The 25177-nt window shown below is 55.2% G+C and carries 22 protein-coding genes; 11 read left to right on the top strand and 11 right to left on the bottom strand.

What is annotated here, in order from left to right; translation table 11 throughout:
- Positions 1 to 6 precede the first annotated feature (6 nt).
- Genes araC through AAH450_RS04395 form a run of 4 tightly spaced genes read right to left on the bottom strand, consistent with a single transcriptional unit; the run spans position 7 to position 4496 of the window.
- Positions 7 to 918, bottom strand: coding sequence for an arabinose operon transcriptional regulator AraC (gene araC / locus AAH450_RS04410; protein ID WP_342909081.1), 912 nt, complete (start codon positions 916 to 918; stop codon positions 7 to 9).
- 11 nt (positions 919 to 929) lie between these two features.
- The gene (araH, locus tag AAH450_RS04405; RefSeq protein WP_342909080.1) at positions 930 to 1919 is read right to left on the bottom strand and encodes an L-arabinose ABC transporter permease AraH; all 990 of its coding nucleotides are present in this window, start codon (positions 1917 to 1919) and stop codon (positions 930 to 932) included.
- Positions 1920 to 1936: 17 nt separating this feature from the next.
- Positions 1937 to 3460 carry an L-arabinose ABC transporter ATP-binding protein AraG gene (gene araG / locus AAH450_RS04400; RefSeq protein WP_342909079.1) on the bottom strand — a complete coding sequence of 508 codons (1524 nt, stop codon included), beginning with the start codon at positions 3458 to 3460 and terminating at the stop codon, positions 1937 to 1939.
- 52 nt (positions 3461 to 3512) lie between these two features.
- Positions 3513 to 4496 (bottom strand): arabinose ABC transporter substrate-binding protein, encoded by a 984-nt coding sequence (locus tag AAH450_RS04395; RefSeq protein WP_342909078.1) that lies wholly within the window; start codon positions 4494 to 4496, stop codon positions 3513 to 3515.
- A gap of 364 nt (positions 4497 to 4860) precedes the next feature.
- Between AAH450_RS04395 and AAH450_RS04390 the strand changes: the two genes are divergently transcribed.
- Positions 4861 to 6543, top strand: a complete 1683-nt coding sequence (locus AAH450_RS04390) for a ribulokinase (protein ID WP_342909077.1) — start codon at positions 4861 to 4863, stop codon at positions 6541 to 6543.
- A gap of 10 nt (positions 6544 to 6553) precedes the next feature.
- Positions 6554 to 8059: an L-arabinose isomerase gene (araA, locus tag AAH450_RS04385; protein WP_342909076.1), complete on the top strand. Its 1506-nt coding sequence runs from the start codon at positions 6554 to 6556 to the stop codon at positions 8057 to 8059.
- A 77-nt stretch (positions 8060 to 8136) separates the two neighbouring features.
- On the opposite strand, the gene AAH450_RS04380 is transcribed toward araA, so the two are convergent.
- From AAH450_RS04380 to ytfQ, 5 genes are all read right to left on the bottom strand, one after another.
- Entirely contained in the window at positions 8137 to 8493 is a 357-nt protein-coding gene (locus tag AAH450_RS04380; protein WP_342909075.1) for a TonB family protein, read from the bottom strand.
- 679 nt (positions 8494 to 9172) lie between these two features.
- Positions 9173 to 10159 carry a galactofuranose ABC transporter, permease protein YjfF gene (gene yjfF / locus AAH450_RS04375; protein WP_342909074.1) on the bottom strand — a complete coding sequence of 329 codons (987 nt, stop codon included), beginning with the start codon at positions 10157 to 10159 and terminating at the stop codon, positions 9173 to 9175.
- The gene (gene ytfT / locus AAH450_RS04370; protein ID WP_342909073.1) at positions 10152 to 11171 is read right to left on the bottom strand and encodes a galactofuranose ABC transporter, ATP-binding protein YtfT; all 1020 of its coding nucleotides are present in this window, start codon (positions 11169 to 11171) and stop codon (positions 10152 to 10154) included. Before ytfT ends, yjfF begins: the two co-directional genes overlap by 8 nt.
- Complete coding sequence (gene ytfR / locus AAH450_RS04365) at positions 11164 to 12690, bottom strand: galactofuranose ABC transporter, ATP-binding protein YtfR (protein WP_342909072.1); 1527 nt, start codon at positions 12688 to 12690, stop codon at positions 11164 to 11166. Before ytfR ends, ytfT begins: the two co-directional genes overlap by 8 nt.
- Before the next feature lie 54 nt (positions 12691 to 12744).
- On the bottom strand, positions 12745 to 13701 hold the full coding sequence (gene ytfQ, locus AAH450_RS04360) for a galactofuranose ABC transporter, galactofuranose-binding protein YtfQ (protein WP_342909071.1): 957 nt from the start codon (positions 13699 to 13701) through the stop codon (positions 12745 to 12747).
- Positions 13702 to 14196: 495 nt separating this feature from the next.
- Between ytfQ and ydgT the strand changes: the two genes are divergently transcribed.
- The 9 genes from ydgT (at position 14197) to nth (ending at position 21907) form a co-directional block, all read left to right on the top strand.
- Positions 14197 to 14412: a transcription modulator YdgT gene (gene ydgT / locus AAH450_RS04355; RefSeq protein WP_342909070.1), complete on the top strand. Its 216-nt coding sequence runs from the start codon at positions 14197 to 14199 to the stop codon at positions 14410 to 14412.
- Between the two features lie 102 nt (positions 14413 to 14514).
- Entirely contained in the window at positions 14515 to 14955 is a 441-nt protein-coding gene (locus tag AAH450_RS04350) for a DUF2569 domain-containing protein (RefSeq protein ID WP_342909069.1), read from the top strand.
- A 308-nt stretch (positions 14956 to 15263) separates the two neighbouring features.
- Positions 15264 to 15845, top strand: coding sequence for an electron transport complex subunit RsxA (rsxA, locus tag AAH450_RS04345; protein ID WP_318792013.1), 582 nt, complete (start codon positions 15264 to 15266; stop codon positions 15843 to 15845).
- The gene (gene rsxB / locus AAH450_RS04340; RefSeq protein ID WP_342909068.1) at positions 15845 to 16420 is read left to right on the top strand and encodes an electron transport complex subunit RsxB; all 576 of its coding nucleotides are present in this window, start codon (positions 15845 to 15847) and stop codon (positions 16418 to 16420) included. The genes rsxA and rsxB overlap by 1 nt, the downstream gene beginning before the upstream one ends.
- Entirely contained in the window at positions 16413 to 18890 is a 2478-nt protein-coding gene (gene rsxC, locus AAH450_RS04335) for an electron transport complex subunit RsxC (RefSeq protein WP_342909067.1), read from the top strand. Before rsxB ends, rsxC begins: the two co-directional genes overlap by 8 nt.
- A complete protein-coding gene (gene rsxD, locus AAH450_RS04330; RefSeq protein WP_342909066.1) occupies positions 18891 to 19952 on the top strand; it encodes an electron transport complex subunit RsxD in 1062 nt (353 codons plus the stop codon). It begins immediately after the preceding gene.
- Positions 19952 to 20581 (top strand): electron transport complex subunit RsxG, encoded by a 630-nt coding sequence (gene rsxG, locus AAH450_RS04325; RefSeq protein WP_342909065.1) that lies wholly within the window; start codon positions 19952 to 19954, stop codon positions 20579 to 20581. Before rsxD ends, rsxG begins: the two co-directional genes overlap by 1 nt.
- Positions 20574 to 21275 (top strand): electron transport complex subunit E, encoded by a 702-nt coding sequence (locus AAH450_RS04320; RefSeq protein ID WP_318792018.1) that lies wholly within the window; start codon positions 20574 to 20576, stop codon positions 21273 to 21275. The genes rsxG and AAH450_RS04320 overlap by 8 nt, the downstream gene beginning before the upstream one ends.
- Positions 21272 to 21907, top strand: coding sequence for an endonuclease III (nth, locus tag AAH450_RS04315; protein WP_342909064.1), 636 nt, complete (start codon positions 21272 to 21274; stop codon positions 21905 to 21907). The genes AAH450_RS04320 and nth overlap by 4 nt, the downstream gene beginning before the upstream one ends.
- 68 nt (positions 21908 to 21975) lie before the next feature.
- On the opposite strand, the gene betA is transcribed toward nth, so the two are convergent.
- Both betA and betB read right to left on the bottom strand, forming a co-directional pair.
- Positions 21976 to 23652 carry a choline dehydrogenase gene (gene betA / locus AAH450_RS04310; RefSeq protein WP_342909063.1) on the bottom strand — a complete coding sequence of 559 codons (1677 nt, stop codon included), beginning with the start codon at positions 23650 to 23652 and terminating at the stop codon, positions 21976 to 21978.
- Between the two features lie 63 nt (positions 23653 to 23715).
- On the bottom strand, positions 23716 to 25173 hold the full coding sequence (gene betB, locus AAH450_RS04305) for a betaine-aldehyde dehydrogenase (protein WP_342909568.1): 1458 nt from the start codon (positions 25171 to 25173) through the stop codon (positions 23716 to 23718).
- Positions 25174 to 25177: the final 4 nt, after the last annotated feature.

Genomic DNA, 25177 nt, shown 5'->3' with positions numbered 1-25177 from the left:
TTCAGCTTAACTGATGGCGGTTAAATCCCAGGTTTCCTGCGCCACCAGCGCATCGTGCGCATCCAGCGAACGACGGCGGAAGTCGCTGGGGCTGACGCCCACGCGTTTACGAAACACGCGGGAAAAATAGAGCTGATCGTCATAGCCTACAATTCTTCCTACGGTGGCAATCGGCTCCTGCGTGGTTTGCAGCAGCAGTTTGGCGCGGATCACACGCTGATCCTCCCGCCAGCGCAGCAAATTAACGCCCATCTGCTCACGAAAGAGATGTGCCAGGCGCGACGGCGAGAGACAGACATGGTTAGCCACTTCATCAATTTTCAGCTCACCCGCCAGGTTGCTGGTGACGAACTGACACGCCTCGATCACTCTTGGATCACGGATCTGCTGATGACTGCGGGGGTCTTCTTCCACCGCACGCAAGAGCAGCCGCTCCAGCAGGTTCATCGCCAGCTCTTCCGCAAACCGCCTGCCGGAGGTATGCGTCTGCTCGATATTGGCAAACAGCCTTTCGAACTCTCCCCGCAGACGCTCCGGCAGCCTCAGCCTTCCCACGCCCTGCTTCTCATCCTGCCACTTCAGCCAGTCGCTCCAGTAGGCGCGCGGACGGAAATAGATCCAGCGATGGTGCCAGCAGTCGCTTTCTGGCGATCGGCCATAATAATGGGGCGTTTTTGGCTGAAACAGCAGTATATCGCCCGGTTCACAGTCAAACGCATGCTCATTGTTAAACACCTGACCGCGACCTTTGGTGGTCAGGTTGATGATAAAGCCTTTCATGCCCTGTGGACGGTCAATAAGAAAGTCCAGCCCATCTCCGGCATTGATTGGCGTCATACCGGCAACCAGCCAGGCGGTAAACTGATAACCGGGTAAGAGCGGGTTTGACTGCGCAACCGGCGCTAAACGATGGTACATAACGCCTCCTGTCAGGCCGCTTTAGCTTTCTGTTTGTAGCGGTCGAAAATAACCGCCGCTAACAGTATCAGACCGCGCACCACATACTGTGAGAAAGGCGAGATATTCAATAAATTCATCGCATTCTCAACCGTACCGAGGATCAGCACGCCTGCCACCACGTAGGAGATTTTGCCGATCCCGCCCTTCAGCGAGACGCCACCCAATACACAGGCTGAGATCACTATCAGCTCATAACCCAGTGAGGTCATCGGCTGACCGCTGGTCATGCGCGAGGCAAGAATGATCCCGGCTGCGGCGGAAACCAGGCCCGAGAGGATAAAGATAATGATGCGGGTTCGTACCACCGGCACACCCGCCAGACGGGCCGCTTCTTCATTACCGCCGATAGCCAGCGTGTTGCGGCCAAAGGTGGTTTTATTCAGCAGGAAACCAAAGATGATCATGGTGCCAATAGTCAGCCACACGGGTGCCGGCACGCCAAACCAGTTGGTGTAGCCCAGCGCAAAGAAGCGTTCATCTTCAATGCCAACGGCCTGACCATTAGAGAAGATATAAGCCAGACCACGTACTATCTGCATCGTCGCTAAAGTGGTAATCAACGCATTGATTTTCAGTTTGGCAATCACAAAGCCATTAATAAAGCCGCAGGCCACGCCCAGCAGCAGTCCGGCAGCAATACCGATCCAGAGGCTTTCGGTCATGTTGATCACCACGGCGGTGGTCACACCGGCACAGGCGATAACTGAAGCGACGGAGAGGTCAAAATCACCCGAGGCCAGGCAGAAGAGCATGCCGCAGGCAACCATGCCAGACATCGACATCGCCAGCCCAAGGCCTTTCATGTTAATCAGTGAACCAAAATTTGGCACAAAAATAGTGCAGCCGATAAACAGCACGGCGAAGACTACCAGCATACCGAAATTATCCCAGATGCGGCTTAAATTCACCCGCTGGGTCGGCTTCGGTGGCGTTGCAGAAGACGTGGTGGAAGATGACATAACAATACTCCTTCTAATCAGGCCACTACGGCAGTGTGTTGGGTGGTTTTTGGCATAGCAAGACTGAGCGTTAACGCTTCCGTGGCCTGGTCATGGCTTAGCTCACCGGCGATTTCGCCCTCTCTCATCACCAGAATACGGTCCGCCAGCCCCATAACCTCAGGCAGATCGCTGGAGGCAAACAGCACGGCAATGCCCTGTTCCGCCAGCGCATAAATCAGGGTATAGATTTCGTTTTTGGCGCCGACATCGATACCGCGGGTCGGCTCATCAAGCAGGATCACTTTCATATCCTCTGATAACCAGCGGCCCAGAATCGCTTTTTGCTGGTTGCCTCCGGAAAGGTTCATGATCAGCTGATCGGCAGAAGGCGTTTTAATATTGAGTGAACGGATATGCTTCGCGGCATTTTTCCCCTCCCACTGATTGTCGATCAGACAGCCAGCGGTAAGATTGTTGCGGCGGGCGCTGATGTTGATGTTGTCCCGTACTGAGTGAACAGGAATGATACCGTCCGCCTTACGATCTTCCGGGCAGAGCAGGATCCCGGCGCGGATTGCGTGCGCTGGCTCTTTAATCACTATCGGTTCGCCATCCAGCCGCATTTCACCACCGGTGAGTCTGGTCGCGCCAAACAGCCCCTTCATCAGTTCGCTGCGCCCTGCACCGACCAGACCAAACAGCCCCACAATTTCGCCGGCATGGACGTTAAGGGAGATCGGCTTCCGCACGCCTTTGGCCTGCACTTCATTCAGTTGCAGCCGCACCGCACCGGTTTTGCGCGGTGAATAGCCATAGATATCACCGATATTACGGCCCACCATCGCCTGCACCAGCTCATCGTGCGTGGTGCCTGGAACATTGGTAAAGGTCTGGACATAGCGGCCATCCTTAAACACGGTAATTGCATCGCTCAGGGCGAAAATCTCTTCCATGCGATGCGAGACGTACAGCACCACGCGGCCCTGCTCACGCAGCTGGCGGATCACGCGGAACAGGTGTTCAATCTCACGGGCGGAGAGCGAACTGGTGGGTTCGTCAAAGGCGATAACCTTAGCGTTACGCGCCAGCGCTTTGGCGATTTCAACCATCTGCCACTGCCCCAGAGAGAGCGATTTAAGCGGAGTATCCGGGTCGATATCCATCCCCAGGTTTTTCAGCTGTTCTCCCGCCTCATAACGCAGCAGCTTGCGGTTAACGAAGCCCGCTCTCTGCGGCAGCTGACCCAGATAGATATTCTCTGCCACCGACATTTCCGGTACCAGATGCAGCTCCTGATAGATGATGGCTACCCCCGCATCCAGCGCGGCTGTGGTATGGGTAAAGCTTACGGGTTGACCCTGTAGGCGGATCTCTCCGCTGCTGGGCTGATAGCTGCCGCTGAGAATTTTCAACAGCGTGGATTTTCCCGCGCCGTTTTCTCCCATCAGGGCATGGATCTCTCCGGCACCACATTCAAAGCTGATATCCTGCAAGGCTTTAACGCCGGGAAAGGTTTTCCCGATGCCATGAAAACTCAGATAGGCGGGTTGCGTACTCATTATTCCTCCTGCCGGGTTTACCAGGACGACGCATTGCGCCGTCCTGGTGGGATTACATCAGGCCTTTTTTCGCCAGTTCCGTTTTGAAGTTGTCGCGGGTGATCAGCACCACGTCGGTCACTTCAGTAAATTTCGCCGGTTCAGCATCTTTCGTTACCCAGTTGTAAAGCATCTGGATGCTCTTATAGCCATGCACATCCGGGCTTGGCAACAGTGAACCGTAGAAGCCGGTAGCCTGGCCTTTCGACAGTTCATTAACGGCATCCACGCCGTTGATACCAATGCCAATCACATCCGGAGCCTTAAAGCCCTGACCTTCTGTAGCGCGGACGCCACCCAGCACGGTGTTGTCATTCATGCCCAGGATCAGCCAGTGCTTCACGCCCGGATGCTGCACCAGCAGTGAGTTACCGGCATCAAAGGCGCCAGGGATATCATTAGATTTGGTCGGAACTTTGTAGATCTGTGCTGCCGGGAAGCCAGCCGCTTTCAGCGCCTCCATAGATCCACTGGTGCGACGACGAGCGGTATCCAGCTCATCAGCGGTGATCGCCATTACGCCGGTGTCCTTCGCTTCCCAACCGCGTTTCTTCATCTCCTTATAGAGTTCCTGCCCCTGACGCTCGCCAATTTTAGTGGCGGCCATCATCACCAGCGGCACGGTATCCATAGGTTTGCCTTTGGCAGTGACAAACTGATCGTCCACGGCAATGACTTTCAGATCGTAGCTGCGTGCTTTAGCCACAATAGCGGAGCCGAGTTTGGGGTCCGGCGTACAGATAACAAAGCCTTTCGCCCCGCTTGCCGCCAGACTGTCGATGGCGTTCAGGGTTTTCTCGCCGTCCGGTACGGCAATTTTGATCACTTCAAAGCCCATCTCTTTGCCGGCTTTATCAGCAAACTTCCATTCAGTCTGGAACCAGGGTTCTTCCGGTTGTTTCACCAGGAAACCCAGTTTCATGGTCTCAGCCATAGCTGAATGTGACATAACGGCTGCAAGGCCAATTGCTGCCAGCGCGTAGGGTATTTTGTGCATGAGGCTCTCCGGCTCAGTACCCGCTTTCAGGCGGTGTGATGTAAACGGTATCATTCAGATTGCTGCCCCGCTAAGGGCTTAAAACCGCAAGTTTTTCGGTCAGGACAGCAAGCCCTGTGCCGATGAGCGCTAGTTTTAACGGGAACTTAGCAAGGAAAGGGAGAGCGGTATCACACCCTGTGATTTCAGCAATTTCATCCATGTATTCAGCAAAATTAACCTTCATGTAACATTAGAGCTGCGTCACAGATTCCCTCCCCATGACAGAAAAGTGCATATTTGCAGCGTACTTTACCTAACCGAAACCCGGCCAAATTCATAGGGTAGTCAGACAGGATTAACCATACCGTCTGGAGATCAGAGAATGCAGTTGGGAGCCATCACAATAGGCCTGGATTTCGGAAGCGATTCGGTTCGGGCATTAGCCGTAGACTGTGCCAGCGGCAAAGAGTTATATGCAGAGGTTGTGGCCTACCCGCGCTGGCAGGCGGGACGCTACTGTCAGAGCCGTATTAATCAGTTTCGCCATCATCCACAGGACTATATAGACGCCTTCGAACAGGCTATCCGTGACGTTGTCACCAAGTTAACCCCAGAGCAGCGGCAGAATGTTGTCGGCATCGGCGTCGATTCAACCGGTTCAACCCCTGCCCCTGTTGACCGCGATGGCCAGGTGCTGGCGTTGCGTCCGGAATTTGCCGACAACCCCAATGCCATGTTCGTGTTATGGAAAGACCATACTGCAATTAAAGAAGCAGAGGAGATCACCCGTCTCTGTCACAGCGGAGAGTTTGAAGACTATTCGCGCTTTATCGGCGGCATTTACTCTTCCGAATGGTTCTGGGCCAAGATCCTGCATGTCAGCCGTGAGGATCGTGCCGTGCGTGAAGCCGCCGTTTCCTGGGTAGAGCTTTGTGACTGGGTGCCCGCTTTGCTGAGCGGCACTACTGCACCGGCGGAGATGCGTCGCGGACGTTGTGCGGCGGGTCATAAATCACTCTGGCACCCGGAGTGGCAGGGTTTACCCACCAGCGAGTTTTTAAATGCGCTGGACCCAATGCTGACCCAACATCTGGATACCCCGTTATTTAACGAGACCTGGACCGCTGATTTACCGGTGGGTCAGATCACATCCGAATGGGCAGAACGCCTCGGCCTGCCCACCACCGTCACCCTTTCCGGCGGCGCGTTTGACTGCCATATGGGCGCGGTGGGAGCGGGAGCTGGCCCTTATACCCTGGTGAAAGTAATTGGCACCTCAACCTGCGACATTCTGATTGCCGATCCGGAGCGCGTTGGCGACCGGGCAATTAAAGGCATTTGCGGTCAGGTAAACGGCAGCGTGGTGCCAGATATGGTAGGTCTTGAAGCGGGCCAGTCAGCCTTTGGCGATATGTACGCCTGGTTCAGCCGCCTGCTCTGCTGGCCGCTTGAACAGGCGGGCCAGCGTCATCCTGAGCTGAAGCCAGATCTGGACGCCATCCGCAAAACCCTGCTGAACGATCTGACCAAAGCCTGGGCAGAGGATCCGCAACTCGACCATTTACCGGTAGTACTGGACTGGTTTAACGGCCGCCGCACGCCTTTTGCCAATCAACGTTTGCAGGGGGTCATTACCGATCTCAACCTTGGCACCGATGCGCCAACGCTGTTTGGTGGGTTTATCGCCGCCACCGCCTTTGGCGCCCGTGCCATTATGGAGTGCTTTGAACAGCAGGCCATTCCTGTGGAGAGCATTCTGACGCTGGGCGGCATCGCCCGGAAATCGCCCGCCATTATGCAGGTCTGTTGCGATGTGATGAACCGTCCGCTGGATATCGTCGCCTCTGATGAATGTTGTGCACTGGGCGCAGCGATTTTTGCCGCAGTTGCCGCAGGCGTCTATCCGGATGTCCCTTCTGCGCAGCAAAAAATGGCCAGCCCCATCGCCACGACTTTGCAACCCGATGCCACCCGCGTCGCACGCTATCAACAACTTTATCAACGTTACCTTCAGTGGTGTGAAGTGGCCGAACCTCAGTTTGCCGCTCAGCCGACCCAAATTTAAGGAGAACTACATGACTAAGCCTGCTTCTTACAACGTCTGGTTTGTTATTGGCACCCAGCATCTTTATGGCGCGGAAACCCTTCGCCAGGTTGAACAGCATGGTCAGCAGGTGGTGGACGGGCTGAACAGCGAGGGGAATCTGCCCTTTACGCTGGTGCTGAAACCGCTGGTAAAAAGCCCTGATGAAGCGCTGGCGCTCTGCCGCCAGGCCAATTATGCGGATGACTGTCTGGGAATTGTCACCTGGCTGCATACCTTCTCTCCGGCCAAAATGTGGATTGGCGGACTGTCGGTACTGAATAAACCGCTGCTGCAATTCCATACCCAGTTTAATGCTGAAATCCCGTGGGACAGCATGGATATGGACTTTATGAATCTGAACCAGACCGCACACGGCGGCCGTGAGTTTGGGTTTATTGGCGCACGCATGCGTCTTCAGCACAGCGTGGTGACAGGTCACTGGCAGGATAAAACAACCCAGGAGCGTCTGGGCAAATGGATGCGATCCGCCGCCGCAAAACAGGCCAGTCAGCAGCTGAAAGTTGCCCGCTTTGGCGACAATATGCGTGAAGTAGCGGTAACTGAGGGGGATAAGGTTGCGGCGCAAATCCAGTTTGGCTATTCAGTCAACGGCTGGGGCGTGGGCGACCTGGTGGAGGTCATTAACGGTGTCAGCGAGGGTGATGTGAACGCCCTGGTGGATGAATATGAGAGCCTGTACGAGTTCACCGCCGCCGCCGCAGTAAATGGCGAGAAGCGTCAGAACGTGCTGGATGCAGCAAAAATTGAGCTGGGCATCAAAGGCTTTTTACAGAATGAAGGCTGCATGGCGTTCACCACCAATTTCCAGACGTTACACGGCATGACCCAGCTGCCGGGTCTGGCGGTACAGCGTCTGATGCAGCAGGGCTATGGATTTGCAGGCGAAGGCGACTGGAAAACCGCTGCGCTGCTGCACATTTTCAAAGTAATGGCGACAGGCCTGCCGGGCGGCACCTCCTTTATGGAGGATTACACCTATCACTTCTCACCGGGCAATGAGCTGGTTTTAGGCTCGCATATGCTGGAAGTCTGCCCTTCCATTGCCAAAGAGAGCCGTCCGCTGATTGACGTGCAGTATCTGGGCATTGGCGGCAAGGCCGACCCGGCCAGGATGATTTTCTCCACACCGGCAGGCCGCGCGGTCAATGCCAGCGTGGTGGATATGGGCGACCGTTTCCGTCTGTTGGTGAATGTGGTGGATGCTATCGAGCAGCCAAAACCGCTGCCTAAGCTTCCTGTCGCCCGTGCGCTGTGGCATGCACAGCCGTCGCTGGCAACAGCTTCAGAAGCCTGGATCCTGGGCGGCGGCGCGCACCACACGGTGTTCAGCCAGGCGCTGACGGTCGAAGATATGCGCCAATATGGTGAGATGCATGGCATTGAGGTGCTGATCATCGACGAGGAAACCACTCTTCACGGCTTCAAAGACGCTTTGCGCTGGAACGAGGCATTTTACCGTCTGAATCAGCGCTAACTGTTATCCGCTTTTGATTTTCAGCAACGCCCACTTAACGTGGGCGTTTTTATAAGCGCAGCTCGTCCGCCGGGCTATTATTTGAGCGTACCGGGAATAAGATCGTTGCCGCCGTTAAGGGCGAAGGTTATTTTCTGATGCAGGTTTTTATAAGGTTTATTGATCTCAAATCGCCATTGCGCCATCGCAGCAATCACCGCGTCATCAAACAGATGTTGTGGCTCTGATTCTCTAATCCGCATCTCACTCACTTTCCCGTCCGCTCCGACATCGTAGTCAAACTTCACAAAGCCAGTGATATGGTTCCTGTAAGCGTAAACCGGATAGTTTGGTTTAACCTGCTTGATTATTTCAGGTTGTCCGGAAGAAGTGGCGGGCGTCGTTGAGCAGGCAGTAAGCAATAAACAGGTGAGAATAATGAGGGACTTAAGCATGACCACACCCTGTGAAGAAGAATGGCTGGCATCTTAACGCATTCCTGTTGCTCTGGGAATATTCGTCAGTAAGACTAATGTTTTGGCACTACGGAGCACCATCCGTTAAATTTAGCCTTATTGGTGAATTTGGCATTCATACATGTCAAGACCGGGCACAGTGAAAAGACGTCACCACAGGGCACGTTATCCAAGACGCAGTAAGGTCAAAACCGGGTGCGGTGGCAAGGCGTCACCATTGGGCACGTTATCCGAGACGTCGTGAATCCATCCCTGGAGACCCGGATGCCGCATCCCTGCGGCATACACTCGGCTTACGTGCCCAATGGTGCCACCCAAAATGTTCGGTGTTGTCGGTGAGTTCAGTGCTTGCACAGGTCAAAAGCTGACAGTGCCAAATTTGTGCCGGGGTAATACTTTGGTTTTGGTTTTTCAAACAGGCATCACTAAAGCTATTGGGAAGGGAGAATGGGCTGATAAGCAAAGGCTAAGCGGCATGGACGCCGCTTCGCAGCCATCAGGGATGATTTCACGGCGTCTTTGTGTTCAGCCCAATCTCCCTGACCGGAGCACCGCCTCACAGGCAACTTGTCCCTTTTTTGGGTTCAGCCTAATCTCCCGGCAGAGCACTCCCCCACAGGCAACTTGTGCCTGTGAGTTCAGCCCAAACTCCCTGCCCCTATCCAGCCAGCCTTTTCACCGGCGCATTTTGCTGACGATCCCACATTACCGTCAGCAGACGTTGCAGCGCGATAAAGGCGAACAGCAAAATACCGATGGCGATTTTGGTCCACCAGGAACTCAGCGTACCGTCAAAATTGATCCAGGTCTGGATCAACCCCTGAATCAGTACGCCGAATAAAGTACCCAGCACGGTGCCAACGCCGCCGGAGAGCAGCGTGCCGCCAATTACCACTGAGGCAATGGCATCCAGCTCTACACCCATGCCCGCCAGCGCATATCCGGCGGAGGTATAAAGCGAGAAGACGATACCCGCAAGCGTGGCTAACCCGGAAGAGAGCATATAAATACGGATAGTGGTGCTGCGGGTGGAAATGCCCATCAGCTGGGCGGAAGTGACATTACCGCCAATGGCATAAACCTGATTACCAAAACGGCTGCGGTGTGCCAGCAAGATACCCAACGCCACCACCATCAGCATAATCACCGCCAGCAGGCTAAGCCTGCCGCCACCGGGTATCTTCCACGCCAGGCTGGATAAGGTAGTGTAGAGCGGGTGATCAATAGGCAGTGAGCTTTCAGAAACCAGATAGCTGCTGCCCCGTAAAAAGAACATGCCCGCCAGGGTAATAATAAACGCCGGGATTTTCAGCGCGTCGATAAGCCAGCCCATAAAGGCACCAAACGCCGAACCCATTACCATCACCAGCGCAAATGCCGCCCAGGGATTCAGGTGAAAATCGCCGATGGCTCTGGCCAGAAATACGCCGGTGAACGCAATAACCGCACCAACCGACAAATCGATCCCGCCGGAAAGAATAACAAACGTCATTCCTACCGCAATAATGCCCAGAAAGGCGTTGTCGGTCAGTATATTGGCAATCACCCTGGTTGAAGCGAAACCGGGAAACTGGCTGAGACAAAAGAGATAACCTGCTACAAATACCAGCAGCGTTATCATCAGGGGAAGATGACGTTTAACCACCTTGGCGTCCTCGCTTAAACAGTTGAATAAACCGTGGCGACTGGATCAACAGTACCGCCATCACCACCACCGATTTCACTACCTGATTCAGCTCAGGCGGGAAGCCGGAAAGCAAAATCCCGGTATTCATCGCCTGGATAATCAGCGCACCCGTCAGCGAAAGCAGCAGATTGAAGCGCCCTCCCATCAGGGAAGCACCACCTATCACTACCGCAAGGATCGCATCCAGTTCCAGCCAGAGTCCGGCATTGTTGGCGTCCGCGCCCCGGATATCAGCCGCAATAATCAGTCCCGCCACCGCCGCGCACAGGCCGCTGATAACATAAGTAGTCATCACTATCAGCCAGCCATTGACCCCAGCGTTTCTCGCCGCGCGCAGGTTAATCCCTACCGCTTCGATAAACATGCCTAACGCACTCTTACGGGTCAGTACCCAGACCAGCAGCGCCATGACCAGCGTAATCCAGACCGGCACCGGTAACAGCCAGAGGGTACCGCTTCCCAGATGAGCCAGCGACTCACTGTCAAAGGTGACAATTTGTCCCTGAGTGATCAGTTGCGCTATCCCGCGCCCCGCCACCATCAGGATCAGCGTGGCGACAAAGGGCTGGATCTTCAGCAGCGCGACCAGAATGCCGTTCCACAAACCGCAAAGAATGCCGGTTCCTAACGTGGCAAGGATAATCACCGTCAGGCTGTGGCCCGCCACGGTAAGTGTCGCCGCCGTGGCGCCGGCAATTGCCATTACCGCACCCACGGAGAGGTCAATCCCGCCGGTAGCGATCACCAGCGTCATGCCAATCGCCAGTAACGCAACGGGAGCGGCCCGGTTAAGAATATCGATCGGGCTGCCGAACAGGCGCCCATCCTGAAGATGAATAGCGAAGAAATTATTGGCAACCAGGCTGTCCACCAGCAGCACCAGCAACAGCGCTGCGAGTTGCGGCATGCCTGCCGGCAGTTTACGTTTCAACATGGGTCTCTTCCCCGGCACCAGATGTGACTCAAGCATGCTGCGCCCCTCCTGCCGCAATAGCGTTAACAATTGAGGCCACGGAAAGTTGCTCAAGCGGTATTTCCGCTACCTGCTGACGATCTCTCAGGATCACCACCCGATCCGCATATCCCACCAGCTCTTCAAGCTCAGAGGAGATAACCAGCAGTGCCAGACCGTCGGCACAGAGTGATTCGATCAGACGAATGATTTCAGCATGCGCACCGACATCGATGCCGCGCGTAGGCTCATCCAGGATCAGAAACTGAGGTTTTGTTACCAGCCAGCGGGAGAGCAGAACTTTTTGTTGATTGCCGCCGGAAAGTAACTCAACCGGCTGCTCTGCATGTGGGGTGCGGATACCCAGGCTTTTAATAAAGCGCTCCGCTATCTGCTGCTGCTCACGGCGTTTAATGGGCCGCAGCCAGCCGCGCTGCGCCTGAAGCGCAAGAATGATATTTTCACGCACCGATGCCGCACCGATGATGCCGTCCGTTTTGCGATCTTCCGGACAGAACCCCATGCCAAGACGCGATGCCTGCGCCGGGGTGCGGATAGTACGTTTTTTTCCCTTGATAAAGGCGCTGCCGCTGTCGGCGCGTTTAATGCCAAACAGCAGCTCGGCGGTCTCCGTCCTGCCCGACCCTAACAGGCCAGCCAGGCCCACGGCTTCACCAGGACGAACGCTGAGGCTGAATGGCTCAATGGTGCCTTTCTTGCCGTAATCTTTGAACTCCACCACCGGCTGATTGCTTTTCAGCGTGCTGCCCGCACGTTGCAATGCCGTTTCCAGCAGTTCGCGCCCCAGCATCAGCTTGATCAGTTCAATCTGCGGCAGCTCACGGGTTTCACGCGTGGCAACAAATTGCCCGTTGCGCAGTACGGTGATCCTGTCGCTGACTTTATAAACCTGGTCCAGGAAGTGAGTAACAAAGATCAGACTCATCCCTCTGGCTTTAAGCTGATTCATCAGCGTAAACAGCATCTCAACTTCACTGGCATCCAGACTGGCGGTGGGTTCATCAAGGATCAGAACTTTAGCGGAGAGATCCACCGCCCGGCAGATGGCAATAATCTGCTGCATAGCTACCGAGAACTGCCCCAACGGGCGCGTAACGTCCAGCTCAAAGCCGTAGCCTCTCAGCAGGGCCTGCGCTTTACGTATCAGCGTTTTGCGGTCGATCAACCCAAAGCGACGTGGCTCACGACCAATAAACAGATTATCCGCAACCGACATGTTAGGCAGCAGATTCACTTCCTGATAAACCGTACCGATACCCATAGCCTGAGCTTCGGCAGTGCTATGCGGATTAATCGCTTGACCGTCCAGGATAACGGTACCGCTGTCCCGCTTATAAACGCCGGTCAGCACTTTAATAATGGTGGATTTACCCGCGCCATTTTCCCCAAGCAGCGCCATTATTTCGCCGGGCCGGATCTCAAAAGAGACGTTATCCAGCGCCTTCACGCCAGGAAAAGCTTTGCTGACGCCGCTCACGGAGAGCAGCGGTGCCGGTGTCATGTTTTGCATGCTCATACGACTTCGCCTCAACCATGAAAAAAGCCGCCTGATTGCCAGGCGGCGAGAGGGTTAGTAACCCATGCCTTTTTTCTTGTCTAACTGAGACTGCGCATCGGCAGGAAGGTAGAGCTTCGACTCGGTTTTGATGATTTTCGGCGGCATGGTGCCATCTTTCTTGAATTTCTCCAGCGCATCAAACGCCGGGCCAGCCATATTTGGTGTCAGCTCTACGTTGGCATTCGCTTCGCCCGCCAGCATCGCTTTATAAATATCGGGAACGCCATCAATAGAACCGGTCAGAACATCTTTACCGGGCTTCAGTCCCGCTTCTTTAATGGCCTGAATAGCGCCAATTGCCATATCATCGTTATGGGCATATACCATGCAGATATTTTTGCCGTTATTCTCCGCTTTAATAAAGCTTTCCATCACTTCTTTCCCTTTACTGCGGGTGAAGTCGCCGGACTGAGAACGGATAATTTTAATCCCCGGTGCCGAGCTTATCGCTTCAGCAAACCCTTTTTTGCGGTCAATCGCTACGCTGGCACCCACAGTGCCTTGCAGTTCCACCACATTACATGGCTTACCCGCCTGCTGTTTCACCAGCCAGTCGCCAATAAGTTTGCCTTCATAGACGTTGTCTGCCGTCACCACCGCCATATATAACGATTTGTCTTTGACCACAATTGCGCGGTCAAGCAGGAACACCGGAATTTTGGCATCTTTTGCTTCTTCAAGTACCGGCTCCCAGCCGGTTTGTACCACCGGCGCGATAAAAATGGCATCCACACCCTGCGCGATAAAAGAGCGCACGGCCTTGATCTGGTTCTCTTGTTTCTGCTGACCATCGGCAATTTTCAGCGTGATGCCGCGCTTCTGGGCCTCGCTTTTCGCCACGCTGGTTTCTGCCGCACGCCAGCCTGATTCAGAGCCAACCTGCGAGAAACCCACCGTCATTGATTCTGCCAGCGCCGCGCCAGAAAGGCTCGCACTGATAAGGGTGGTTAAAAGTAAACGCTTCCACATGATTATTTTTCCTCTGAAGGGATTTCGTTGTGTAGGGTCAAACGCCACTGAATCCTGACCGATTCTGGCTAAAACAATTTCGACAATGCTCACAAATCACAACAATTAAAAGAGGTTACGTGAATTACCACCCTGTAAGGCAGGCTACGCGATATGGACAAAATGCCTGAAGTTTTTTTTGGGGATGTTAAATAACTGTAATAAACATAAGCGCTTATCGCCGCATCTGATGGAAGCGATTACAATATAAGGTCAGGTTCTGTCATGGCGCGGCCCCTGTATCAGCTAAAAGCTTTTTAACCGTTTTGTGACTTACGCCACATCTGATTAAAGCCAGAGCGGAAAAGTGGCGAGATAATAAACGTCTGGTCTCAAAATTGCGTGAAATCCTTACGTTGTTTTCTGAAATTAGCTGGCTTTACCACTTTGACCTATAGACACCTTAAGCGTCAGTAATATACTTGTGCCTCCTATTTCTGACCGCTAACGGCCACCATGACAGTTCAAGATTATCTGTTAAAATTTCGTAAAGTAAGCTCGCTTGACACGCTGGAAAAATTGTACGACCACCTGAATTATTCTCTTACCGATAATCAAGAAATTATTAATATGTATCGCGCTGCCGATCACCGTCGTGCTGAACTCACTTCAGGGGGACGTCTGTTTGATCTCGGCTGCGTACCTAAATCTGTCTGGCGTTATGTGGTTTAAATTTCCGTTCAAAATTCACCAGGCCTTTCGTATACTCTTTGTCCCTGTTATGCATGACCTGTTCAGATAAAAAAGGGTCTGCTTGTTTTATAAGGATAATGAGTGGCTACCGATCCAACACCGCGCATTGCCGGGCTGCTTCTGGTCCCGCTTGCCTGGTTAATAATGACCATGCTGACCAGCGCCCTGGTGGTGGCAATGTATTTAAGCGCATTGATCACCCCTGAACTGCGCAGCGCGCTGCTTAACAATACCCATGCTTTTACCCTGCAATGGAGTATTTCATTAATTACCTCGCTGATAGTCTGGGGTTACAGCATCTGGGTCACATGGATTTTCTGTAAACGATCGCGCCGTCTTCCCCGCCATTATATAATCTGGCTTCTGGTGACGGTGCTGTTGGCCATCAAGACCTTTGCCTTTTCCCCGGTTAGCGACGCGGCAGCGCTTCGCACTTTACTGATTGCCCTGTTTGCTGCGGCGGTTCTTGTGCCCTACCTCAAGCGTTCTCAACGGGTGAAAAACACCTTTATTGAGCCTTAACCTTCCGCCTGGCTTTGATCGTGCTGCTCCATCTGAGCTGACGCGGCGAGCCAGACTTTTTCCCGCAGCCAATTACCGCACGGCATCCTGGTACTTTCTGAAGCGAGGGGAAGGCCATTTTATGCCGCCACGGGTGCCAGCTGGCCTGCGGAAAGCTGCTTCCCCTGGTTTTTCCGCCGGTTCAGTGATGAAAAAGGCAGCATAATTTTAATCCTCCGTGCGTTAGAGCAATAACCTTGCTGCTGGTGTGTTGTCGTCACGCGCTCAATGTCCGATAATAGGCGGCTATCTTTTTATCAGGCGTAAAAATGACCGATTACCTGCTTCTTTTTATTGGCACAGTGCTGGTGAACAACTTCGTTCTGGTGAAGTTTCTCGGCCTCTGTCCCTTTATGGGCGTTTCCAAAAAACTGGAAACGGCAATTGGCATGGGACTCGCCACGACGTTTGTTATCACCCTGGCCTCGATCTGCGCATGGCTGGTGAACCACCTTATTCTGCTGCCGCTGGATCTCGTCTATCTGCGCACCATGGCCTATATCCTGGTGATCGCCGTCGTGGTGCAGTTCACCGAAATGGTGGTGCGCAAAACCAGCCCGGATCTCTATCGGCTTCTGGGTATTTTTCTGCCGTTGATTACCACCAACTGCGCGGTGTTAGGCGTGCCGTTGCTCAGCGTTAACCTGAATCACACCTTCCTTCAGGCTGCGCTGTTTGGTTTCAGCGGCGCGCTGGGCTTTTCACTGGTGATGGTTCTGTTTGCCGGCATCCGCGAACGTCTGGTGCTGGCGGAAGTTCCTGCGCCGTTTAAAGGTTCCTCCATTGCCCTGGTCACAGCAGGCCTGATGGCGCTGGCTTTTATGGGCTTCAGCGGACTGGTGAAATTCTGATGAGTGCGGTATGGATTGCTGTTGGGGTGCTGAGCGTGCTTGGCCTGTTTTTTGGTGGCCTGTTGGGCTACGCTTCCCGTCGTTTCAAAGTGGAAGAAGACCCAATCGTCGAACAGATTGATGCCATTCTGCCGCAAAGCCAGTGCGGCCAGTGCGGTTACCCTGGCTGCCGACCCTATGCAGATGCAGTGGGAAACAACGGCGAAATGATTAACAAGTGCGCACCGGGCGGCGAGCAAACCATGCTCAAGCTGGCGGCGCTGCTGAATGTCGATCCTCAGCCGCTGGGTGAAGAAGCGGTGCTGGAACCTCAGCGCAAAGTCGCGTGGATAGATGAAGAGAACTGCATCGGCTGTACCAAGTGTATTCAGGCCTGCCCGGTGGATGCGATTGTAGGAGCGACACGCGCCATGCACACCGTGCTTAGCGATGTCTGCACCGGTTGCGATCTCTGCGTTGCGCCCTGCCCAACCGACTGTATTGAAATGCGTCCGGTTGCGCCCACCACAGCGAGCTGGAAGTGGGATTTAAATACTATCCCGGTCAAGGTTATTTCTGTGGAACGTCATGCGTAATCTGTTCAACTTTTTTAAAAAAGAGCCTCTCTGGGATTTCGCTGGCGGTATTCATCCGCCGGAGATGAAAACCCAGTCTAACGGCACGCCTTTGCGTCAGCTGCCGCTGCCGGCACAATTTATTATTCCCATTAAGCAGCACATCGGCCACGAGGGCGAACTGCTGGTCAGCCCTGGTGACAAAGTGCTGCGCGGCGAGCCGCTGACGTTTGGTCGTGGCCGTATGCTGCCGGTACACGCCCCCACTTCCGGCATCGTAGAGGGGATTGGTCCCCATATGACCGCCCATCCTTCTGCGCTGGCCGAAATGTGTATTTTTCTCAGGCCGGATGGCGAAGATCGCTGGTGTGAACGTCATCCTGTGGCGGATTACCGCCAGAGTGAACGAAGTGAAATTGTCAGTCGGATCCATCAGGCTGGCGTGGCTGGTCTGGGCGGTGCTGGGTTCCCGACGGCTACCAAGCTAAAAGGTGGCCTGCACGGCGTGAAAACGCTGATTATCAACGCCGCAGAGTGTGAGCCTTACATCACCGCAGATGACCGTCTGATGCAAGACTGCGCCGCAGAGGTGCTGGAAGGCTGCCGCATCCTGGCCTGGGTATTACAGTCGGAGCAGGTGCTGATCGGCATTGAAGATAATAAGCCCGAGGCGATAGCCGCGCTGAAAAAAGCGCTGGGCAAGGCTACCGATCTGCAAATCAGGGTTATCCCTACCAAATATCCTTCCGGCGGCGCGAAACAGCTGACTAAAATCCTGACCGGACGCGAAGTTCCCCATGGCGGGCGTTCCACCGATATCGGCGTACTGATGCAAAACGTCGGAACGGCATACGCTGTTAAACGGGCAGTGATTAACGGTGAGGCGCTGACTGAACGCGTGGTGACGCTGACGGGCGGCTCCGTTGGTAAACCTGGCAATGTCTGGGGCCGCCTGGGCACCCCAATCAGCCACCTGCTGCACAATGCTGACTTCTCTCCGGCTTCTGGCCAGATGGTGGTGATGGGCGGCCCGCTGATGGGCTTCACCCTGCCGACGCTGGATGTGCCGGTGGTGAAAATTACCAACTGTATTCTGGCCCCGTCGGCCAGCGAAATGGGCAACGAAGAAGAGGAGAAATCCTGCATTCGTTGCAGCGCCTGCGCCGATGTCTGTCCGGCGGCCCTGCTGCCGCAGCAGCTTTACTGGTACAGCCGCGGCGGCGATCATGACAAAGCCCGCGAGCACAATATCTCGGACTGCATTGAGTGCGGTGCCTGCGCCTACGTCTGCCCCAGCAATATCCCTCTGGTTCAGTATTATCGCCGGGAGAAGGCAGAAATTCGCGCCATCGATCTTGAGGCTGAGCGTACTGCACAGGCTAAAGCCCGATTCGAAGCGCGGCAGGAACGTCTGGAACGCGAAAAACTGGCGCGGGAAGCCCGTCATCAGCAGGCTAAGCGCAGCACCAGTGACGGCGAGAATGGCCAGGTTGCCGCTGCGCTCGCACGGGTAAAAGCTAAAAAGCAGGCAGAGTCACCGACAGACGAAACGGCGGCAGAAAACCCCGTCCAGACGGCGCAGCGCTCAGCGCGTCATGCGCAAGCGATGGCACATGAAGCCGAAAGACAGTCTGAGACCGAACCAGCCACCAGACAGACAGGCGATCCGCGTAAAGCGGCAGTTGAGGCCGCTATTGCCCGAGCCAGGGCGAAGAAGGCTTCGCAGGATCAGCACGAATCAGCGCCGCAGCAGGAAAACTCTGAGGTAAAACCGGCAGCCCCTGAAGCTGAAGCACCAGTCGATCCGCGTAAAGCAGCGGTGGAGGCTGCCATCGGGCGGGCAAAAGCGAAGAAAGCTGCACAGGCTGCTGAGCAGGCAGAAGCTGAGCCTCAGCAGGCAACGCCGGAAGTCAAACCGGCAGAGCCTGAAGCTGAAGCACCAACCGATCCGCGCAAAGCAGCGGTGGCGGCTGCCATTGCGCGGGCAAAAGCGAAGAAAGCTGCACAGGCTGCCGAGCAGGCAGAAGCTGAGCCGCAGCAGGCAAACTCTGAAGTAAAACCGGCAGAGCCTGAGGCCGAAGCACCAGCCGATCCGCGCAAAGCAGCGGTGGCGGCTGCCATTGCGCGGGCAAAAGCGAAGAAAGCTGCACAGGCTGCTGAGCAGGCAGAAGCTGAGCCGCAGCAGGCTACGTCGGAAGTCAAACCGGCAGAGCCTGACGCCGAAGCACCAGCCGATCCGCGCAAAGCAGCGGTGGCGGCTGCTATCGCACGGGCAAAAGCGAAGAAGGCTGCACAGGCTGCTGAGCAGGCAGAAGCTGAGCCGCAGCAGGTGGAGCCTGCCGGATCAGCGGAACAGCATCCTGAAGCCGCAACTAAAAACGATTCTGACGGATCGCCAGCAGCGTCTGACGATCCCCGTAAGGCGGCAGTGGCGGCGGCCATCGCACGTGTTAAAGCGCGCAAGGCGCAGCATTCTACGCAAGAGGATTAAATGGCTTTTCGACTCGCTAGCTCGCCCTATACGCACAACCGCCGCAGCACCAGCACTATTATGCTGCTGGTGCTCGCCGCAGCTATTCCCGGTATTGCCGCCCAGTGTTACTTTTTTGGCTGGGGGAATCTTATTCAGGTAGTGATTGCCGCAGCCGCCGGACTCGCTGCGGAAGCCGCCGTCCTTAAGCTGCGCAAAATGCCGCTGGCTAAAACGCTGGGGGATAATTCTGCCCTGCTCACCGCACTGCTGCTGGGGATCAGCATTCCCCCGCTGGCCCCCTGGTGGGTGATTGTTATCGGCACGGTGTTTGCCGTGGTGATCGCCAAACAGCTTTATGGCGGTCTGGGACAGAATCCGTTTAATCCGGCGATGGTTGGCTACGTTGTGCTGCTTATCTCCTTCCCGGTGCAGATGACCAGCTGGCTGCCGCCCGAATCCTTACAGTCCATAACACCGACGTTTATGGACACGCTGAGCATGATCTTTCATGGCCATACCCTGAACGGCCATAGCATGCAGCAGTTACAAACTGGCATTGATGGCGTCAGCCAGGCTACGCCGCTGGATACCTTTAAAACCGGCCTGCGCGCTGGTCACAGTGCTGAGGCGCTTCGCGCGCAGCCCATTTATAGTGGCGTGATCGCCGGGCTGGGCTGGCAGTGGGTCAACATCGGCTATCTGGCTGGTGGCTTGTTCCTGCTGTGGAGCAACAGCATCCGCTGGCATATTCCGGCCAGCTTCCTGCTCTCTCTGGCACTCTTTTCCACGCTGGGGTGGATCTTCTCGCCTGACACCCTGGTTTCACCCGTAGTGCATTTATTCTCCGGCGCGACGATGCTGGGGGCATTCTTTATTGCCACCGATCCTGTCAGCGCCTCGACCACCAACAAAGGTCGCCTGATTTACGGTGTGCTGATTGGCCTGCTGGTCTGGCTGATCCGCAGCTTTGGCGGCTATCCGGATGGCGTTGCCTTTGCAGTGCTGCTGGCTAATATTACCGTGCCGTTAATTGATTACTATACGCAGCCGCGCGTCTACGGTCATCGGAGGGAGAAGTAATGCTGGATGCCATTCGCAAAAACGGCGTACGGCTGGCGCTGTTTGCTGCCGTCACTACCGGCTTAACGGCGGTGATCAATGCCGTGACCAAACCGACGATTGACCATCAGACCGTATTGCAGCAAAAAATCCTGCTGGATCAGGTTGTTCCGCCAGAGATGTATAACAATGCCATTCAGCAGGAGTGCTACCAGGTGCTCGACCCGTCACTGGGTAGCGGCCCCCATCATCTCTATCTTGCCCGTAAAGATGACAAGCCCGTAGCCGCCGCGGTTGAGACCACGGCGCCGGACGGCTATTCTGGTGCTATTAAAATGATTGTGGGTGCGGACTTTACCGGTAAAGTGCTGGGTGTGCGGGTAGTTGAGCACCACGAAACGCCGGGGCTGGGTGATAAGATAGAGCTGAGGATCACTAACTGGATCAACAGTTTTAACGGCGTTCAGCTGAAAGGTAAGGATGACGCCAGTTTTGCAGTGAAGAAAGATGGTGGCAACTTTGACCAGTTCACGGGCGCAACCATTACGCCACGCGCCGTGGTCAACGCGACGAAACGCGCCACGCTTTATATCGCAACCTTACCAGCGCAGCTTGCCTCGCTGCCTTCATGTGGAGAGTCCAATGAGTGAAGCAAAAAACCTGGTGATCGGCGGCCTGTGGAAGAATAACTCTGCACTGGTTCAGCTGTTGGGCTTATGTCCCCTGCTGGCCGTCACCTCAACGGCCACCAATGCGCTCGGGCTGGGGCTGGCTACCACGCTGGTGCTGACCTGCACCAACAGCGCCATTTCAGCTTCGCGCCGCTGGGTTCCCTCTGATATCCGTATTCCGATCTACGTGATGATTATTGCCGCCGTTGTCAGCTGCGTGCAGATGCTGATTAACGCCTTTGCTTACGGCCTTTATCAGTCGCTGGGGATCTTTATTCCGCTGATTGTTACCAACTGCATCGTGGTGGGCCGCGCTGAGGCCGTAGCCTCGAAAAACAGCGTGCCTCTCTCTGCGTTGGATGGCCTGGCTATCGGGCTGGGGGCCACCAGCGTTATGGTGGTGCTGGGTTCACTGCGGGAGATCATCGGTAACGGCACCATTTTCAACGGTGCCGACCAGCTCTTAGGCCCCTGGGCAAAAGTGTTACGCATCCAGGTGGTGCATTTTGATTCGCCAATGCTGCTGGCCATGCTGCCGCCGGGCGCGTTTATCGGACTGGGAATGCTGCTGGCCGCTAAATATGTTATCGACAATAAACTCAAGGCAAGGGCGGCCCTGAAAGCCGAACAGGCTGCGAAGAACTTGCCAGAAGGAAAAGCGAGTGCGCTGTGAATAAGGATAAACGTCTGCAAATTTTGAGCCGTCTGCGCGAGAACAATCCGCATCCCACCACGGAACTGGTATTTACCACCCCCTTTGAACTGCTGATTTCGGTGCTGCTTTCAGCGCAGGCTACCGACGTCAGCGTCAACAAGGCCACAGCCAAACTCTATCCGGTGGCTAACACCCCGGCACAGTTGCTGGCGCTGGGTGTGGAGGGGGTAAAAGAGTACATCAGAACTATTGGCCTGTTTAACAGCAAAGCAGAGAACATCATCAAAACCTGCCGTATTTTGCTGGAAAAGCATCAGGGTGAAGTGCCGGAAGATCGTGAAGCGTTAGAAGCGCTGCCAGGCGTGGGCCGTAAAACAGCGAACGTGGTGCTGAATACCGCTTTTGGCTGGCCCACCATTGCCGTCGATACGCATATCTTCCGCGTCTGTAACCGCACCAATTTTGCGCCAGGCAAAAATGTTGAACAGGTTGAAGAGAAGCTGCTGAAGGTTGTGCCAAAAGAATTTAAGGTGGACTGCCATCACTGGTTTATCCTGCACGGTCGCTATACCTGCATTGCCCGCAAGCCGCGCTGTGGCTCCTGTCTGATCGAAGACCTTTGTGAATACAAAGAGAAGGTTGAGATCTGAGATCAAAAAGGCGGAACCTCTGTTCCGCCTTTTTGGTGCTGTAGCTGCCCTTCACTCTCTGCAATAACTCAGCTCAGGGTTTCTTCCGCTTCCGCTTTTTCACGCTGCAACTGATAATATTCCGCCGTCGAAAGCGCCAGCGGCGCTTTACCCCGGATCATATCGGCTATTTTTTCCGCAATCATCACCGTTGGGGCATTCAGGTTGCCGGTAGTGATTTGCGGCATAATGGAGGCATCCACCACACGCAGCCGCTGCATACCATGCACACGCCCTTCTGCATCCACCACTGCCATCTCGTCATTTCCCATCGCGCAGCTGCCACAAGGGTGATAAGCGGTCTCTGCGTGCTCCCGGATAAAGGCATCAATCTGTTCGTCACTCTGAACCTGCGCCCCCGGCTGGATTTCGTCGCCGCAATAGTCGGCCAGAGCAGGCTGACGCATGATTTCACGGGTCAGCCGTACGGCGTTGCGGAACTCTACCCAGTCGCGCTCTTCAGACATATAGTTGAAGAAAATTGAGGGTGCGGCACCAGGATGCTTCGAAGTCAGCTTAACGCGGCCACGGCTCATCGAGCGCATCGGCCCTACGTGTGCCTGAAAGCCGTGCTCTTTTACCGGGCTGCTGCCGTTGTAGTTGATCGCCACCGGCAGGAAGTGATATTGCAAATCAGGCCAGTCTGGCTGGTCATCGCTGCGAATAAATCCACCTGCTTCAAACTGGTTGCTGGCTCCGGTGCCTGTACCGTTAAACAGCCACTCAGCCCCGATTGCAGGCTGGTTCCACCACTGCAACGAAGGATAGAGGCTGACCGGCTTTTTGCAGCGGAACTGCATATAGACTTCCAGGTGATCCTGCAAATTACGCCCCACACCCGGCAGGGCATGTACCACATCAATATCCAGCTCGCGCAGCCACTCTTCCGGCCCTACGCCCGAGCGCTGAAGGATTTGTGGCGAGGCGATAGCCCCCGCACAGAGCAGCACTTCACGCCTTGCTTCCGCCTGCTCTTCTTTGCCGTTGCGCAGCCAGCAGACGCCGGTAGCACTTTTGCCGCTGAACAGGATACGGTCAGTCTGAGCATGGGTAATAATGGTCAGATTTGAACGCTGCTTTGCCACGTCCAGATAACCTCTGGCAGTGCTGGAACGGCGACCCTGCGGCGTGACAGTACGATCCATGGGGCCAAAACCATCCTGGCGATAACCGTTAAGATCATCCGTTTCGTGATGTCCCGCCTGAGTGGCGGCATCGATGAAAGCACGGAACAGCGGATTATTGCCTTTTTTGGGCGTCGTGACGCTCAGGTAGCCTTCGCCGCCGTGATAGTCGTTTTCGCCGATATCACGCTTCTCTGCCTTACGGAAATAGGGCAGGCAGTGAAGATAGGACCAGTTCTCCAGCCCCTTTTTGCTGGCCCAGTTGTCGTAGTCCATCGCGTTGCCGCGAATGTAGCACATACCGTTGATCAGCGAAGAGCCACCCAGCCCCTTACCGCGTCCGCACTCCATACGGCGGTTGCCCATATTCGGCTCAGGATCGGTTTCAAAGGCCCAGTTATAGCGTTTACCCTGTAGCGGGTAAGCCAAAGCGGCTGGCATTTGGGTACGGAAGTCCCAGCGGTGATCTTTTCCGCCCGCTTCCAGTAACAGTACCGATACGTCAGCATCCTCAGTCAGTCGCGTGGCCAGTACGTTGCCTGCTGAACCCGCGCCAATAATGATGTAATCAAATTTCTGCATTAAACCTCCAGAGTGCCGCGGCGGGAAAGCCGCGGCAAAAAAACAGATTGCCAGCCCTGCGCATCAGAATGCGGAAGGGTACTCTCCCATCTCAATCAGCACGGACTTGGTGCGCGTATAGTGATGCAGAGTTTCAAGCCCGTTTTCACGGCCAACGCCCGACTGTTTGTAGCCGCCTACCGGCATAGGTGCCGGTGATTCGCCCCAGCTGTTCACCCAGCAGATACCCGCTTCAAGCTGATGAATAACCCGGTGGGCACGGTTCAGAGAGGTGGTAAACACCCCTGCTGCCAGGCCATATTCGGTGTTGTTGGCGCGTTCGATCGCTTCCTGCTCATCATCAAACACCAGCACGCTCATGACCGGACCAAAAATCTCTTCCTGCACGATACGCATCTCATCGGTGCAGTCAGTAAAGACTGTAGGCTCCACATAACACCCTTTGGCAAAGGCGCCTTCTGTCATCCTTGAACCGCCAGCCAGCAGCCGTGCCCCCTGCTCTTTACCAAGATTCAGGTAGGAGACAACTTTCTGGCAGTGCTCTTCACTGACCAGCGGCCCGAAATTGACCTGAGGATCCATTGGGTCACCGCACCGGATACCTGCCATTTTCTCCTGCAAACGTTTTTCAAACGCCGGAAGCAGTGAACGCTGCACAAAAACGCGGGTGCCGTTAGTGCAAACCTGGCCGCTGCTGTAGAAGTTAGCCATCATCGCGCCATCTACGGCACGTTCCAGCTCGGCATCCTCAAACACGATCAGCGGTGATTTTCCGCCCAGTTCCATCGTGACAGATTTGAGGTTGGCCAGCGCCGCATCAGCCATCACCCGTTTACCGGTGTTGACTTCCCCGGTGAAGGAGACTTTAGCAATCTGCGGATGCTGACTGAGGCCTTGCCCCACGGCTGCTGCGCCCTGAACCACGTTAAAGACGCCGTCCGGCAGGCCCGCTTCGGTGAAGATTTTGGCCAGTTCCAGCGCGCTCAGCGGCGTCACTTCACTGGGTTTGAAGATCATTGCGTTACCGGTAGCCAGCGCCGGAGCACTTTTCCACAGAGCGATCTGAATGGGATAGTTCCAGGCTCCGATCCCGGCGCAGACGCCAAGCGGCTCGCGGCGGGTATAGACCAGCGCGCTGTCACGCAGAGGAATAGACTCGCCTTCAACCGCTACGGCCAGGCCGGCGTAATACTCCAGCACGTCGGCCCCGGTCACGATGTCGACATAAGCCGTTTCGCTGATGGGTTTACCGGTATCGGCGGTTTCCAGTTCGGCCAGCGTCTGATTGCGTTCGCGCAGCAGCGCAACCGCCTTCAGCAGCACACGGCTACGCTCTACCGGCGTGTAGGCGCGCCAGATACGCTGCCCGGCATGCGCTGACGCTACGGCACGGTCAATATCCTGCGTACTGGCCGCGGTGATCTCAGCCAGTACCTCGCCATTGGCGGGGTTGATGGTGGTAAATGTTTCGCCATGACCGGGTTCTTCACGGCCATTGATATAAAGTCCACGGCGTTGCATATCT

Source organism: Erwinia magellanica (assembly GCF_039023495.1).
GTDB lineage: Bacteria > Pseudomonadota > Gammaproteobacteria > Enterobacterales > Enterobacteriaceae > Erwinia.
The sequence above is the reverse complement of the archived record's forward strand: the minus strand, read 5'-3'. Positions and strand labels throughout refer to the sequence as shown.